We start from the raw sequence: 15,399 nt of genomic DNA on the forward strand, positions 1-15,399 counted from the left end.
TCACCCGTTGAGACGAATCGGCATCAGCAGATAGCGGTAGTCGGGGATCTCCGTCTGGTCGTCGCCGCCCTTGCCGGTGAGGATCGCGGGCTTGTTCGCGGCCAGGGCCGCGTCCTCGTCGCTGGCGAACCCGATCCGCACGATGTCGGACTCCAGCGCGCCGAGGGCGTCAAGCAGGTAGGCGGGGTTGAACGCGACGGTGAGTTCGGGGCCGTCGTAGGTGACCGGCAGGGTCTCGGACGCCTGCGCCTCACCGCCGGTGCCGGCCTCCAGCACGAGATGGTCGGGGGTGAAGGTCAGCTGCACCGGGGCGGTGCGGGGGGCGACGAGGGCCACCCGCTTGACGGCCTCGGTCAGGGGGGAGATCTCCAGCTGGGCGATCAGCGGCGAGCTGTCGGGCAGCAGCTTGCGGTAGGGCGGGAAGGTGCCCTCCAGCAACCGGGTCGTGGTCTGCCGGGTGTTCCCGGCGAAGCCGGCGAGGGTCTCGCCCGACGGACCGGTTCCCAGCGCGATGGCGACCTCCACACCAGCCCCCGACAGCGACTTGGCGGTGTCGAGCAGAGTGCGGGCCGGAACGAGGGCGACGCCGGACGCATCCGGCGACGCCGGGCGCCACTTGAGGGTGCGCACCGCGAGCCGGTACCGGTCGGTGGCGGCGAGGGTGAGCGTGTCGCCCTCGATCTCGACCCGGACGCCGGTGAGGACCGGAAGGGTGTCGTCCCGGCCCGCTGCCACTGCGACCTGTGCGACGGCGCTGCCGAACGCGGCGCCCTCGATGTGGCCGGTGATCTCCGGCATCGGCGGCAGGGTCGGGTAGTCGTCGACGGGCAGCATCGGCAGCGCGAACCTGGCGTTGCCACAGGCGACGACGAGGCGGGTGCCGTCGACGCTGACATCGACCGGGGCCGCGGGCAGTGAGCGGGTGATGTCAGCCAGCATCTTGCCGTTGACCAGGCCGCGGCCCTCCTCGGTGACCGTCGCGTCGACCTCGCCCTGGGCAGCGACCTCGTAGTCGAACGCGGCGACCTTGAGCGCCGGGCCGGTGGCGTCGAGCAGCAGGCCGGCCAGCACCTGCAGCTGGGTGGTCGCCCGGCTCGGCAGGGTGCGCGCCGTCCAGGCCACCGCTTCGGTGAATTCGTCCCGTTCCACCCGGAACTTCATGGACATGTCCTCCCGTCGTTCCACGTCCGCCGTTGCCTGCGGCGAGCCGCGGAACCTGACATCACCGGTAGAGCCGCACAGGAACCAGCCGCCACCACCGAATGCCACGCCCCGGCCACCCGGGACGGACGAACGGCCACGATGCCGAGCCTGACCCGATCCAGCATCTCAGAGCCGGCCGGGCGTGCGGCGAGTGGTCTGTGTTCCGAGGGTGGCACACCGACCCGGGCGCCTGGACGGCGGTGCCGGGGTGTCCGGCTCCGCCACCGACAACCGTGCCCACCACCCGGCCTGGAACCCGTCCGCTGACGCACGCGCTCCTGCACGTTCATGACGCGTTTGCGTGAACGCGTTTGCCGGGAGGCGCCCGCGGGGACGACGCGTCCAGGCGGGTGATCGGCGCGGCATGAGCAGACGGGCCGCCCGGAGCCGTGGACCACACCAAGATCGTTTTCAGGCACTTGTCCCCAGGCCCTACTGCTTCGCGTTTTTTCTCTCCTGAAGAAGATCTCCTTCGTAGTAGTAGTAGGGGCTGTGGAAACTGTGGAGAACCGGCGTTCTCCCAGCTCAGGGCACCTATGGGCCTGTGCGCATCCTGGGGGCGACGATGTGGATGATCAAGGTGCTTATCCCCAGGGCTTGATCGATTCCACAGCACCCCCCCAGATGCGCACAGGCTGTGCACACGTTCATCCACCGGCTACCCACAGGCCACGAGACCACTGTTCCGCGGTTTCGGGACACGCTCGGCAGCCCGGGACGACCGGCATCGACCGACATTGACCAACATCAACCGTCTCGCACCGAGAACGGCGACTTATCCACAGTCTTCTCCACAACCTGTGGGCAAATACCACTAGTGGCCTCTCGGTCGGGCTCGAGAGGGGCCGGCAGGTGGTGCGAGTGCCCGTTCGGGAGATATACCCGATCCGCGTCGGGCACCCCTGTTCGGATGCACACGTCAGCTCTCGCCCGTTATAGGAATTCCAGGTCTTCTGGCAGGGAAACTGGATGAATAGCGGGTAACGGGCAGAAGGCCACGAGTTCGCCGTCCGCACCACTCCCCCGTCGCGGGGAGCGCATGCCCACCGGCCTTCAGGAAGCCGAGGATGGCCCTCGGGGGCCCTCGGGGGCCCTCGGGGGCTTGAGGATGACGGTGTGGGGGTTGCCGGTGTGGGGGCTGCCGGGCGTGCCCGGCAGCCCGTTGGGCGAGGGCCGACGGCCGCGCAGGGCCGGGTGCGATGCCGCGACGTCCGTGACATCTCAGGGTGCCGGCCGGTGGAACGCCGTCCCATGACAGCGCACGCCGCTGTCAGAAGGGCATGACGGGACACGCACAACCGAGAGGGCGCGCGGGTTGCGAAGTGGCGATGGTGAGCCGCGGTCAACGGCGCAAGGAGAAAGTCGTTCCGCGGGCCCGGTTGGCACTGGGCGCGGTTGGCACTGGGCGCGGGGCGCAGCGCACCCGGCCGTATCTCTGCTACTTCGTCCGGGAGAGACGGGTCATCGAGGCACTGTGCGTTATGCCCGATTCGGGCCGTATTTACCGCGGCTGTCTTTCCGCTATGCCATCCCGGCCGTGCCGGCCGTCGCAGTTCGAACGAGCGCCGGTTCAGGCGTGGCGGGCCTGCGCGCGGATCCGGTTCGTCAGCTCGGTCACCTGGTTGTAGATCGCACGGCGCTCGGCCATCAGTCCGCGGATCTTGCGGTCGGCGTGCATGACCGTCGTGTGGTCGCGTCCGCCGAAGTGCTGGCCGATCTTCGGTAGCGAAAGATCCGTCAGTTCGCGGCAGAGGTACATCGCGATCTGGCGGGCCGTGACGAGCACCCGGCTGCGGGACGTCCCGCAGAGGTCGTCCATGGAGACCCCGAAGTACGCCGCCGTCGCGTTCATGATCGCCGCCGCGGTGATCTCGGGGTTGGCCGCGTCGGGGATGAGGTCGCGCAGGACGATCTCGGCCAGGGTGCGGTCGACGTGGGACTTGTTGAGGCTCGCGAACGCGGCGACCCGGATCAGGGCGCCCTCGAGCTCGCGGATGTTGCGCTCGATGTGCGTGGCGATGTACTCGAGGACGTCCGGCGGCACCGGGAGCCGCTCGGTGGCCGCCTTCTTGGACAGGATCGCTATCCGCGTCTCCAGGTCCGGCGGTGTCACGTCGGTGATCAGGCCCCACTCGAACCGGCTGCGCAGCCGGTCCTCCAGCGCCGACAGCTGCTTGGGCGAGCGGTCGGAGCTGATGACGATCTGCTTCTCGGTGTCATGCAGGACGTTGAAGGTGTGGAAGAACTCCTCCTGCGTCCGCTCCTTGTTCTCCAGGAACTGGATGTCGTCCACGAGGAGCACGTCGATGTCGCGGTAGCGGCGCTGGAAGGCGAGCTGCCGGTCGTCGCGGATCGACGCGATGAAGTCGTTGGTGAACTCCTCCATGCTGACATACTTGATCTTGCTCTCGGGGTAGAGCCGGACCGTGTAGTGGCCGATCGCATGCAGCAGGTGGGTCTTGCCCAGGCCGGAGTCGCCGTAGATGAACAGCGGGTTGTAGGCCTTGGCCGGTGCTTCCGCCACCGCCACGGCCGCAGCGTGGGGGAACCGGTTGCTGTCCCCGATGACGAAGGTCTCGAACAGGTAGCGGGGGTTGAGCCGGGCCGGCTCGGACGGCCGGGGAGACGGGTCGCGGCCGAGGCCAGGTGACATCCGCCCGGGCGCTGGGCCGTCGACCCGGCCGTTGTCGTCCGCGGTGGTGTCGGCGCCCAGCCCGTGCCGGGGGATGTCGGACCCGGTGCCCGGCAGACTGAGCGGTCCGGTCATCGGTTCGGGGTCCGGCGTGTGCTCAACGGTGACCGCGACCCGGATCTCCCGGCCGTAGGCCGAGGAGAGAGCGGTGGAAAGGAACGGCCGCAGCCGGGAGTCGAGCAGGTCCTTGGTGAACTCGTTCGGTGCGGCGAGCAGCGCCGTGTCCTGGACCAGACCGAGCGGCCGGGTCAGCCGCAGCCACGCACGCTGCTGTGCCGACAGCGCGCCATCCGCGACACCGGCCACAGCTTCCTCCCACACCGCCGACAGGTCCGGATCGGATGTCGGCGCGGCTCCCCGGGACGGCAGACCGGCGACGGAGTCGGCGCTGAGGTCGGTCACTGCGGGGCTCCTTGTGGCTCTTCGTGGCTCTTCGGCGGACCACACGACCGCCGGAGCCGGAGTCGCTGGCCTGGCACTGACGCTCCGGCTGGCACTGACGCTGTGGCTGCACTGACGTTCTGGCTGTGGCTGTGGCTGTGGTCTTTGGGTGTCTGCTGGGGGTCTGCGGTCGTCCCGTCCCGATGGTCAGTCCTTCTGCCCCGGCTGCCGTCGGATGTTGCTGTGCTGACGAACAGGGCCGGACTGACGACTATGCCGGCCGACGAGCGATGTGTCGTGCCGACGGGATCCGGGACGGCCCCGGGCGGGAGTCGGCGGTGGGGCGCTGCTGGCGGTTGCGGGTCGTTCCTCGTCGTTCGCGGGGTTCAGGATCTGTTCGCTGTCTCGTGGTCGGACCGTACGGGGCAGTTAGTCGGACCGTACGGGGCAGTTAACAGGGCAGCGGTGACAGGGCGTGGGGCGGTTGTGCTACTGGGGATTGTTCCGCCTCGCCACGGCCGGTGTGCGCGGGACCCCCGCGGTGTCGGCACGGTCCACGACCGGTCCCGGGCTGCCGGAACAGCTCTGCGGCCTGTCGTGTCCGGCGGCACACGGCTCCTCCGAGAAAGTTCTCCACAACGTCGTCCACAACCTGTGCATGGACATGACACCGCATCGGGTATGGCACCGGCGGTCGGCCCACATCGGGTGGCGGCCGGGCCAGGCGGTGCGTGGTTCCGACAGGTGGCGGTGCTGCCCGCCCGTGACCCTGCGTCCGGGCGAAGGGAGCGGGTGGTGCACGGGTTCGTGTTGCAGGTGGTGCGCGGACGGAGGTTGCGGACGTTCACGGAGGCACGGACAGAGCACCAAACGTTAACAGCAGGGCACCGCGGACGGGATCGGGGTCTCCCGACGGCCACGCACCGGCCACGCATCGGCGCCGTGAGCGTGGCCTGCGGTCAGGACGGACCCGGCGTTGGTGGCATCGTGTGTAGGCTAGGGCGAACCACGGCGACGGTCGGCTCGGCGCCTGTTCGAAACGGCTCAGTGCCTTCTGAGGCTCGGTGCCTGTTCGAAACGCAGGGTCTGGCTTCCCGGACGTGGGCTTCGGCGAGCGGTCTCCCCTAGCCTTGGGGGGCCGATGCTGTTGGCCCGGGTCCTGGCCCCGTAGCCGAGGTGTCAGCCATGACCGGCGTGCCGCCGGTGTCCCGCCCGCCTGTGTCTCCGGAGTCCTCACGTGAGTAAGCGCACCTTCCAGCCGAACAACCGCCGGCGGGCCCGCACCCACGGGTTCCGGCTCCGGATGCGGACCCGCGCGGGCCGCTCCATCCTGTCCGCCCGCCGCCGCAAGGGCCGCAACGAGCTTTCCGCCTGACGGCGGAACAAGCCCGCCGCCGTCCGGCCATGCTCCCCCGGGGCTCCCGAGTACGCACAAAGCAGGACCACGCCGAACTGGGGCGGTCCGGGCGGCGTGTTCGGGCGGGGTCAGTCGTTGTCCACAGCGTGCACACCGATGTGGACAGCCCGCCCCGGGCCGGCTTCACCGTCGGGCGGCGGGTTGGTAACGCCGTGGTCCGTAACCGCGTCCGTCGGCGTCTGCGGGAGCAGACCCGGCTGCGGCTGTCATCCCTGCCGAGGGGAACCGCGGTGCTGATCCGGGCGTTGCCCGGTGCGGCGGGCGCGACGTCGGCCGAGCTGGGTAGTTCGCTTGACTCGGCTTTCCGAGCGGTGCGGTCCGCCGGTTCCGTCCGGCCCGCTGCTTCCCCGCGCTCCGCGGGGCCGCAGCGAACGGCCCGGTCCACATGAGCGTGGCCGCGGCGCTCGGCACAGTAGCTGTGCTGCTGGTGCTCGCCGACCTCGGTCTCGCCGCTCCCCTGACAGCCAGCCGTTTCCCCGTACTGGCCCGGACATCCAGCGGTGCGGTGCGCGGCCCGTTGGCCTGGGCGCTCGCTGCGCTGGTACGGCTCTATCGCGCGGGCTGGTCGGGGCGGAACGCGGGCTGTTGCCGCTTCGAACCGTCGTGCAGCGCCTATGCCCTGACGGCGATCACCCGTCACGGCGGCGTCATCGGTGGCCTGTTGGCCGTGCGCCGGCTGCTGCGCTGTCAGCCGCTGTCGGCGGGCGGCTACGACCCGGTGCCCGGCGCGGCGGCCGGGAGCACCGATCGGGTGCAGGTCTGGCCCGGGTATCGCACTGCGTCCCCCCGCCGGGGGACGCGTTCCGAGATCGAAGGTTCCCGTCGCGGAACGCGGGTGTGAGGAGACAGACTGGTGTTGGATCCGCTTTACCATCTCGCGGCAAACGCGATCGTCTTCTTCCACAAGGGCTTCGGGCCCATCTTCGGCCACGACAGCTTCTTCTCCTGGGCGCTGTCCGTCGTCCTGCTGGTCATCTCCGTCCGCATCCTGATCTTCCCGCTGTTCGTCAAGCAGGTGAAGTCCCAGCGGACGATGCAGATGATGCAGCCGCACATCAAGGAGATCCGGGAGAAGTACGGGCACGACAAGCAGCAGATGCAGCTGGAGATCATGAAGCTGCAGAAGGAGCACGGCAACCCGCTCCTCGGCTGCCTTCCGATCCTGCTGCAGATCCCGCTGTTCATCTCGCTCTTCCACGTCTTCACCCACCTGGCCCCCATGAACGAGGGGCCGGGCGGCTCCCTGGTCTGGCGGCCCCGGGTCGGCCTGTCCGCCGATCAGGTGGAGCAGATCGCCTCGGCGAAGCTGTGGGGCATTTCGCTGTCAGGCAAGTTCACCTCCTCGCAGGAGTTCCTGGACTTCCTCGACGGCAACGGGACCAACACGAAGATTCTCGCGGTCGTGCTGATCATCCTGATGGGTGCGACGACCTTCCTCACGCAGCGCCAGATCATGTCGCGCACCGGGCCGGTCGACCCCCAGCAGGCGATGGTCCAGAAGGTCCTGCTGTACGGCTCGCCTCTCATGCTGGCGATCTTCGGTTTCCAGTTCCCGATCGCCGTCCTGCTGTACTGGTTCACCACGAACCTGTGGAGCATGGGCCAGCAGTTCTTCGTCATCAAGAAGATGCCGCCGATCAAGCCGCTCGGCGCCGGCGGCAAGGTGCCGGGCGCGCGTCCCGGCTCGGCGGACGGCGCCGCGGTTTCCCGGCCCGCTCCCGGCGCCCGCGCGGGTGCCAAATCCAAGAGCCGCCCGCGGGCGGACGAGGTCTCTCTCACCAAGGGCACGGCTGGGGCCGGAGCCACCGGCGCGCAGGCAGCGACGCCCCGGTCGGGCAGCCGGCCGTCGACCGCCCCGCCCGGGACACGTTCCCGGACCGGTGCGTCCGCGGGCAACGGCACCCCCAGGACCGGTGCCGCCGGCAAGCCCGGTGCCGGAGGAAAGGCCGGTACCACGGGCAGGACCGGTGCCGCCGGCAGGACAGGTGCGGCCGCGGCAGGAACGAAGGGTGCTCCCTCCGCTGGCAAGCCCGATGCCGCGAGCGGCAACGGGACGGTGGGCGCGACAGGCGGGCTGGCGGACGGTGTGAACGACACCCAGCCCGGTTCGGTGCCCGCCGCGGCGGGCACGCCTCGGACGAACGGCATCGCCGACGCCGACCAGGCAGCCCGGCCCACCCCGGCGCCGGTACCCGCGGGCGCGCGTCGCGCACCCGGTGGGTCCCGGCCCGCGAAGCGCCGCGGGAAGGGCAAGCGGCCGGGCGGGCGCCGGTGATGTACGGGCGGTGGCCCCGAACCCGCTCCACGAGGTGTCCGGTCGACGTCCCAGGGCCCACGCCCGGCAGCGGTCCCGGACCCGACCACAGGCATCGTCCGGGCAGTCTGGCCGGGACGACCCGGAACGTCCGCGTCGGTCGCCCCCGACAGCGTCGCGTTGACCCTGCGGCGTCCGGACGCCGGAGTACCCTCGGCACCGCCGCCCACTTTCCCCTGGAGTAATGCTGATGACCGGTTCGGCACCTGATCTGGCCGTGGAAGGACCTGAGGCCGACGCGGCCAACGAGGACGGCTCCGCGGCCGGGGCCGACACCACCACGACCGAGGAGTCCGCGGATTCCGCCCGCCCCGAGGAGCGCCGCCTGGCCGACCTGGAGCAGGAGGGCGAGGTCGCGGCCGACTACATCGAGGGTCTGCTCGACATCGTCGACATGGACGGTGATCTCGACCTGGACGTCGAGGGCGGGCGCGCCATCGTCGCCGTGGTCGGCGACGGGCTGGACAAGCTCATCGGTCCCGGTGGCGAGACGCTGGAAGCCCTGCAGGAGCTGACCAGGCTCGCGGTGCTGCAGAAGACCGGCATGCGCAGCCGGCTGATGCTGGATGTCGGCGGTCATCGCGCCCGCCGGCGGATCGAGCTGCGCAAGGTCGCGACCACGGCCGCCCGCCGCGTCATCGACAGCGGCGAGCCGCGGAAGCTGGCCGCGATGACGCCGTTCGAGCGCAAGGTCGTGCACGATGTGATCGCCTCGATCGACGGCGTGCACAGCGAGTCCGAGGGCGAGGAGCCCAGCCGCAGGGTCGTGGTCCTGCCCGACTGACGGCCGTGTACCGTCGCGGGAACCTGCCCGGGGGCCGGCACCGTCGGCAAACCTGAACGCGCACGGGCGCCACCTGCGTGCGCACGTGGTGCCGCGGTGTGAAGAGCCGCCCCGGCGGGGTCACCGCGCCCGGGGCCCCGGGCGTCCAGCGCGGGATCGGGGAGCACGGGTGGTTTCGCCACGGGTGGAGGACCCGGCCGTCGGCATCCCGTCGGCGCCGACAGCGCCGGTGCCGCCGGTGCCGACGGTGCCAGCACAGGGCGTCGAGGCCGAGCGTCTGACGGGCGAGCCGCACACGCCAGTCGCGGTCCGCGACGACGCCGCGCCTGGCGGGGTCGGTGGTCCTGGCGGGGCTGAGGCCGTCCGGGTGCCGAGGCACGCCCGGCTGTGGACGGCTGTCTTCGTCGTCGCGGCCCTGACGGGGCCGGTGGTCCTCCTCTCCGCCTACCTGCGCCGCCCGTTCTGGTACGACGAGATCTGGCGCGGTCATTTCGTCAGCGAGCCGGTGGGCTCACTGTGGTCCGAGCTCTCGGTGGCCAACACACCCTCCGCGCTCGGCTGGCTCGGCCTCGTCCGGCTTTCCGGCGAGATGTTCGGCTGGCACGGCTGGGCGCTGCGGCTGCCGGGCCTGCTGGCGGTCCCCGCCCTGGGTGTCGCGATCGCCGTCCTGGTCCGCCGGTTCGCCGGGCGCGCCGCCGCGGTTGCCGCAGTGTGCCTGCTGTGCCTGAACGCGACCTTCCTCGATCTGGCGAGCCAGCTCAAGCCGTACGCGATCGAGACACTCGCGGTGGTCGCCGTCGTCCTGCTGTGGCTGGGGCCGGTGCCCGGCGGTCGCGACGAACGTGCCCGCGGGACGAGGCGCACGGCGGCCGGCATCGTGGCCCTGTGCGCCGTGCCCGCGGTCTTCGTGGTCGTGCCGCTCGCCGCGCTGGACGTCCTGACCGGTGCCGGGAAGCGGAGACGCCGCCTGGCCGAGGGGCTGCCGGCCGTCGGTCTCGTCACCGCACACGCTTGTCTTCCTCGGGCACCAGTCCGCGCAGCGCGGCGGCGTCTACTGGGACACCCAGTTCCTCGCCGGACGAGACCCGTGGGAAGCCCTGGTCTTCGTCGCCGACCAGCTCTGGCTGACCGTCACCGGATCCCCGCCGGGGATCGACAGGTTCGACCCGAGTCTCCTGCCGGTGTTCGTCGAGCTGCCGCACCAGCTGCCCTGGCTGCTTGCTCCGGCGACAGTCGGCTTCGGCTTGGTCGGGGCGGCGGCGCTGCTCCGCCGCCCGGACGGCCGGCAGGTCCTGGGGGTGGTCGCGGGCGCCGAGCTTCTCATGCTCGCGGCGAGCGCCGTCCGGTTCTGGCCGTTCGGTCCGACCAGGACGAACCAGTTCCTCGTACCGCTGCTTCTCCTGGTCGTGCTGGTCGGCGCTGACCGGGTGGTCCGCCGCGCGTTCCTTTCCGACGGTCTCCTCCCCCTCCGCGGGACTGTCGGCGCAGTGTCCGCGGTGATGGCCGTGGTCCTGGCCGCGGGTGTGGCAGCCGCCGGCGGGCTGTCCGGGAATGGGCTGCTGTGGGAGCGGCGGGACCGCCTGCGCGGAATGGATCTCACGGTCGACGCGGCGGTGGCCGCGCGGCGCCTGGTCCGTCCGGGGGATGTCGTGGTCGTCGGCGGGCGGCTGGCCCGGCCCGGCTGGACCTACGCCATGGAGGTCAGCGACGATGCGCCGCGGTCTCCCGGCGGGCTGCCCCCCGTGCCGGCGGGTACGCCGGCCGGGCGGGAGCCGGCCCGGGTCCTCCGCGCCGAGACCGTCTTCGTGCGGGCCGATCTCCGCGATGACGCCGGTCGCCTGATACCGCTTGCCGCTCAGCTGGCGCGCCCTCGGAAGCCGGAGCGACTTGTTGTCTTCATCCTCGACATCGAGGAACGAGAGATGGCCGCTGGGCTTGCCGCGCTGCGCGCCGACGGCTGGTGTGCCGGTGAGCGCTGGTCGTTTCGACTCACTGGATCGGTCACGGTCTACGGGCGCTGCGCGGCCTGACTGTCCTGTCGGTGCCGATCCTGTCGGTGCCGGCGGAATGATTCACGGGAAACATTGAGCGGTGTCGGCGGGCGGGTCACTCGTCCCGAAACGGCTCTCCGAGCCCTGAGTCCCGACACAGCGCCTATCCTGGGCAGCGCCTGGCCCGTCAGCGCGTGTTGAGCAGGGATGCTGGTTCTGTGCCTTCATACCCCACCTTCCTGACCCGTCGCGGGTGTCGCCCGTTGTCGGCTCGTTCCGGCCTGTCCAGACCGCCCTCCCCCGATCGGGGGAGGGCGCGCCTGCCGCGTCCCCACCCCGCCGTGACAGTGGCCCGCGCGCGAGGCAACCGGACGGCGGCCTGCCAGTGACCGGTCAGGATGGCCCCGATACTTCAGAGAGCGCCCGTGGCGCGGGCGGCCTCGACAGTGGTCTCGGCAGTGGCCCCGCCGGCAGCGACGGCAGCGACGGCAGCGACGGCGAGACCGGTGGAGTCGAGCCTGTTCCGTCGGCGGCGGCCACCGTCTTCGGTGCGCGCCTGCCGCTGGCGGTCCGGTACTCGGAGCTGCTGGCGACGGCTGGCGTCGAACGTGGCCTGATCGGTCCCCGTGAGACGGGCCGGCTGTGGGAGCGGCATCTCCTCAACTGCGCGGTGCTCGCCGAGGCCATCCCCGCGGCGGCGCCGGATGCCGCCGGCTCACCCGGCCACCCACCCGAGGTGGTGGACGTCGGCAGCGGCGCGGGTCTGCCGGGAATCCCCCTGGCGCTCGCCCGACCGGACCTGCGGGTGACCCTGCTCGAGCCGATGGACCGAAGGTGCCGGTTTCTCGGCGAAGTTGTGGCACAGCTTGGCCTGGACGAACAGGTGACGGTTGTGCGCGGCCGCGCACCGGACTTCGCAGACCTGCCGCCACGTCGGGTTTTCGACGTATCCGTGGCCCGCGCCGTGGCTCCTTTGGCGCAACTTGGCGCGGTACTGCTTCCGATGACTCGTCCGGGCGGTGTCATGCTTGCACTGCGCGGTTCGCGAATCCTTGAGGAATTGCAGGCGGCGCGTAGTGATCTCGATTCCCAGGGTTGGCGCGAGGTGGACGTCGTGACGTGCGGAGCTGGCCTGGTGGAGGAGCCCACCCGCCTGCTGCGCGCTGTGCGCTCCCGTTCGTCGGCTCGCGGGGACGGCGGGAGGGGACGGCGCGGCGCGGATGACCGGCAGGCCAGGCGGGCGACACAGCAACGGCGAGCACGGGAGGGCACTCCTGATCGACCGGCACGTGGACGGTCTCGTTCCACGTGAAACACAGATGCCTCATCACATGGCGAGGGCACCTGAAGCAGCGTCGACGGGTTGGGGTGGCCTGGCACACGGGGGGACTCCGGGCCACGCGTCCGGCTTCCCGGGGCTGGACCCCCTCGACTCCTCGACCCCGATCGGAGCGGCGGCGGCAGCAGCGGTGGAAGCACTGACGATGGAACGACGACGGCCATTTCCCCGACCCAGGCGGCGGCGGGTCATCACCGTCGCCAACCAGAAAGGTGGCGTCGGGAAGACGACGACCACCGTCAACCTCGCGGCCGCACTGGCCATGCACGGCATCCGGGTGCTCGTGGTGGACCTGGACCCCCAGGGCAACGCCTCGACGGCGCTGGGGGTGGACCACCGCTCCGGGACTCCGTCGATCTACGAGGTGCTCGTCGGCGACCGGCCACTCGACGAGATCGTCGTGCAGTCCGGTGAAGCCGAGGGGCTCTTCTGCGCACCGGCCACCATCGATCTCGCCGGCGCCGAGATCGAGCTGGTCTCCCTGGTGGCGCGGGAGACCCGTCTGCGGCGGGCCATCGAGGGCATGCGGAACGAGGTCGACTACGTCCTCATCGACTGCCCGCCGTCCCTGGGCCTTCTCACGGTCAACGCGCTGGTCGCCGCCCGTGAGCTCCTGATCCCGATCCAGTGCGAGTACTACGCCCTCGAAGGCCTCGGTCAGCTGCTGCGTAACGTCGAGCTGGTCCAGGCCCATCTCAACCAGGAGCTCCGGCTGTCGACCATCCTGCTGACCATGTACGACTCGCGCACCCGGCTCGCGGACCAGGTCGTGCACGAGGTGAAAGAGCACTTCGGCGACCGGGTGCTGAACACCACGATCCCCCGCAACGTCCGGCTCGCCGAGGCACCGAGCTATGGGCAGTCCGTCCTCACCTACGACCCGGCGTCCCGCGGGTCGCTGTCGTACCTGGCTGCGGCACGGGAGCTCGCCGAGCGCGGGGCGGCAGCACCTCGCGGCGCCGCCACCCCGCCCGAGCGGGAGACTCCCCCCGCCGCCGGGGCCGCACCGGCACCCGCCGCGCAGGGCGGTCCTCTCACACCCGGCGGCGGGGCTCAGCGCGGGCCCGTCCCACGTGCGCCCGGAGCAGTGAACGGGCGCTCCCCCGCCACTGACACCGCCCCCGCCGGTTTCGGGCCGCAGCAGCCCGCTGAGCGCCGCGCCGCGCCCCTTCCGCAGTTCCGCAGCGCGGAGCGGAGCGGCGGCGTGGACGGCTATGCCGAGGCCGCGGCCTACCCGAGCACCACCCCGTACCCGAAGGGCGACGGCTACGCGCCGGCTGACAGCTACTCGTCGGCTGACGGCTACCCGACCGCCGACGACTACGAGGCCGTGGACGGCTACCCGGCCACCGACGCCCACCCGGCCACCGACGGCTACCCGGGGTCGGGCGGCTACGCGGGTCCCGGCGGTCCAGACCTGAACGGGGTCCGCCGATGACGACGCGGCGCGGCGGACTCGGCCGCGGGCTCGGCGCGCTCATCCCCGCGTCCGCCGAGGCCGCGGACGCCTACCACCAGCCGGGCGTGGCTCCGGAACGCGGGCCGGCACCCGCCCCGGTCGCCGGCGCGACCTTCCGCGAGATCGCGCTGGACTCGGTCACCCCCAACCCGCGGCAGCCGCGCAACCACTTCGACGAGGACGCGCTGGCCGAGCTGGCCGACAGCCTCAAGGAGGTGGGTCTGCTCCAGCCGATCGTGGTCCGCGAGCTGCTGCCCGGTCGGTACGAGCTGGTGATGGGTGAGCGCCGCTGGCGCGCGTCGAGGCTCGCCGGCCTCGACCGGGTGCCCGCCATCGTCCGGGAGACCGCGGACGACGCCATGCTGCGCGACGCGCTGTTGGAGAACCTGCACCGCCAGCAGCTCAACCCGCTGGAGGAGGCGGCCGCCTACGAGCAGCTGCTGCGGGACTTCGGCGCCACCCATGAGGAGCTGGCAGGCCGGCTCGGCCGTTCCCGCTCGCATGTCACGAACACCATCCGGCTGCTGGGCCTGCCGCCGGCCGTCCAGCGGCGGGTGGCCGCCGGTGTCCTCTCGGCCGGGCACGCCCGCGCGCTGCTCTCCCTGGAGGGCCCTGAGGCCCAGGACCGCCTGGCCACCCGCATCGTGGCCGAAGGGCTGTCGGTGCGGGCGGTGGAGGAGATCGTGGCGCTGGGAGAGGAGGGGCCACGCAAGCGTGCGCCGCGCCAGCCGCGGTCGCCGGCCCCGGCGCTGACCAACATCGCCGACCGGCTGTCCGACCGGCTCGAGACGCGGGTGAAGGTGGACATGGGCCGGAACAAGGGGCGGATCACCGTCGAGTTCGCGACGCTGGAGGACCTGGAGCGCATCGTCGAGGCGATGTCGCCCGGCTCGGCCGTCTCCTGATCCGTCCGCCTCCCCTCAGGTCCGTCTCCTCGCAGGCCCGTTTCCGGGGCGCCCGGGGCCTGTGGACCCAACCGACGGCCGTTCCCTGACCCGACGGCCGGCCTGCGGTTCGCACCCCGTTCCGCCCTGTGCTGCCCCGTTCCGCCCTCCGCCTCGCCTCGCCCCGCCCCGCCGATGCAGGGGCGGGCCTCAGATCGCTCCGGGGACAGGGTTCACCTGGCGCAGGACGCCTTCCGGGTTCATCGACCCGAGCAGGCGCTCGAGGGCGACCTCGACGTCCTCCCGCCAGCTCACCGCGTTCTTGACCTCCAGCCGCAGCCGGGGCCACCGGTGGTGCGGGCGCACCGTCTTGAACCCGACGGCCAGAAGATAGTCGGCAGGCACCACGCAGCGGGTGCCGGAGCCCTTGAGATCGCCGAACGCCTCGATGGCACGGTAGCCGCGGCGGGTGATCTCCTTCGCCACCGACTGGACGATGACCCTGCCCAGGCCCTGGCCGGTGAACTCGGGGACGATCTGGGCCGTCGTGAGCAGCACGGCATCCGGGCTGACCGGGCTGGTCGGGAAGGCCACGGCCCGCGGGACGTACGCCGGCGGCGCGAACATCACAAAGCCGGCCGGGACGTCATCGACATAAACGATTTTTCCGCAGCTGCCCCATTCGAGGAGCGCGGAGGACACCCAGGCTTCCTTCTCGATGTCGGTGCCGCCGGCCTCCTCCGCCCGGCTGCGGGCGACCGGGTCGAGTTCCCAGAAGACACACCGCCGGCAGGGGAGCGGGATGTCGTCGATGTTGTCGAGCGTGATGTTCGCGATCCGTCGACTCATCGAGCAGTGCCTCCCAGCGGTGGGGATGATCCCGTCAGGCCGGTCCTTTCGCTTACCTCGGACAGCCTAGGACGCCCAGCGCCTCT

At 71.4% G+C, this 15,399-nt stretch carries 12 protein-coding genes and 1 pseudogene; 10 read left to right on the forward strand and 3 right to left on the reverse strand.

Annotation, left to right across the window (positions count from 1 at the left end; all coding sequences use genetic code 11):
• Window positions 1-1,161 (reverse strand): DNA polymerase III subunit beta, encoded by a 1,161-nt coding sequence (dnaN, locus tag B207_RS0111365; RefSeq protein WP_018636656.1) that lies wholly within the window; start codon window positions 1,159-1,161, stop codon window positions 1-3.
• A 1,612-nt stretch (window positions 1,162-2,773) separates the two neighbouring features.
• Complete coding sequence (gene dnaA / locus B207_RS0111370) at window positions 2,774-4,297, reverse strand: chromosomal replication initiator protein DnaA (RefSeq protein WP_018636657.1); 1,524 nt, start codon at window positions 4,295-4,297, stop codon at window positions 2,774-2,776.
• Window positions 4,298-5,513: 1,216 nt separating this feature from the next.
• Here dnaA and rpmH point away from each other — a divergent pair.
• The 10 genes and pseudogenes from rpmH (at window position 5,514) to B207_RS0111410 (ending at window position 14,485) form a co-directional block, all read left to right on the forward strand.
• Window positions 5,514-5,651 (forward strand): 50S ribosomal protein L34, encoded by a 138-nt coding sequence (gene rpmH / locus B207_RS0111375; protein ID WP_018636658.1) that lies wholly within the window; start codon window positions 5,514-5,516, stop codon window positions 5,649-5,651.
• Between the two features lie 29 nt (window positions 5,652-5,680).
• Window positions 5,681-6,082: a ribonuclease P protein component gene (rnpA, locus tag B207_RS38215; RefSeq protein WP_084692101.1), complete on the forward strand. Its 402-nt coding sequence runs from the start codon at window positions 5,681-5,683 to the stop codon at window positions 6,080-6,082.
• On the forward strand, window positions 6,079-6,534 hold the full coding sequence (gene yidD / locus B207_RS0111380; protein ID WP_026310943.1) for a membrane protein insertion efficiency factor YidD: 456 nt from the start codon (window positions 6,079-6,081) through the stop codon (window positions 6,532-6,534). The genes rnpA and yidD overlap by 4 nt, the downstream gene beginning before the upstream one ends.
• A gap of 12 nt (window positions 6,535-6,546) precedes the next feature.
• Complete coding sequence (yidC, locus tag B207_RS0111385; protein WP_018636660.1) at window positions 6,547-7,968, forward strand: membrane protein insertase YidC; 1,422 nt, start codon at window positions 6,547-6,549, stop codon at window positions 7,966-7,968.
• Between the two features lie 229 nt (window positions 7,969-8,197).
• Window positions 8,198-8,791: a Jag family protein gene (locus tag B207_RS0111390; RefSeq protein WP_026310944.1), complete on the forward strand. Its 594-nt coding sequence runs from the start codon at window positions 8,198-8,200 to the stop codon at window positions 8,789-8,791.
• A gap of 589 nt (window positions 8,792-9,380) precedes the next feature.
• Window positions 9,381-10,214: a glycosyltransferase family 39 protein gene (locus tag B207_RS42550; RefSeq protein WP_326828404.1), complete on the forward strand. Its 834-nt coding sequence runs from the start codon at window positions 9,381-9,383 to the stop codon at window positions 10,212-10,214.
• Window positions 10,114-10,821, forward strand: a complete 708-nt coding sequence (locus tag B207_RS42555) for a hypothetical protein (RefSeq protein ID WP_326828402.1) — start codon at window positions 10,114-10,116, stop codon at window positions 10,819-10,821. Before B207_RS42550 ends, B207_RS42555 begins: the two co-directional genes overlap by 101 nt.
• 517 nt (window positions 10,822-11,338) lie before the next feature.
• The gene (rsmG, locus tag B207_RS33530; protein WP_051102499.1) at window positions 11,339-12,094 is read left to right on the forward strand and encodes a 16S rRNA (guanine(527)-N(7))-methyltransferase RsmG; all 756 of its coding nucleotides are present in this window, start codon (window positions 11,339-11,341) and stop codon (window positions 12,092-12,094) included.
• Window positions 12,057-13,061 (forward strand): annotated as a pseudogene (locus B207_RS42820) (ParA family protein); the annotation flags it as partial. The gene rsmG and the pseudogene B207_RS42820, both read left to right, overlap by 38 nt.
• 494 nt (window positions 13,062-13,555) lie before the next feature.
• Window positions 13,556-14,485, forward strand: coding sequence for a ParB/RepB/Spo0J family partition protein (locus tag B207_RS0111410; RefSeq protein WP_018636666.1), 930 nt, complete (start codon window positions 13,556-13,558; stop codon window positions 14,483-14,485).
• Between the two features lie 189 nt (window positions 14,486-14,674).
• Here the strand turns inward: B207_RS0111410 and B207_RS0111415 are convergent, their stop codons facing one another.
• The gene (locus B207_RS0111415) at window positions 14,675-15,313 is read right to left on the reverse strand and encodes a GNAT family protein (RefSeq protein WP_018636667.1); all 639 of its coding nucleotides are present in this window, start codon (window positions 15,311-15,313) and stop codon (window positions 14,675-14,677) included.
• Window positions 15,314-15,399: the final 86 nt, after the last annotated feature.

Source organism: Parafrankia elaeagni, from assembly GCF_000374165.1.
GTDB lineage: Bacteria > Actinomycetota > Actinomycetes > Frankiales > Frankiaceae > Parafrankia > Parafrankia elaeagni.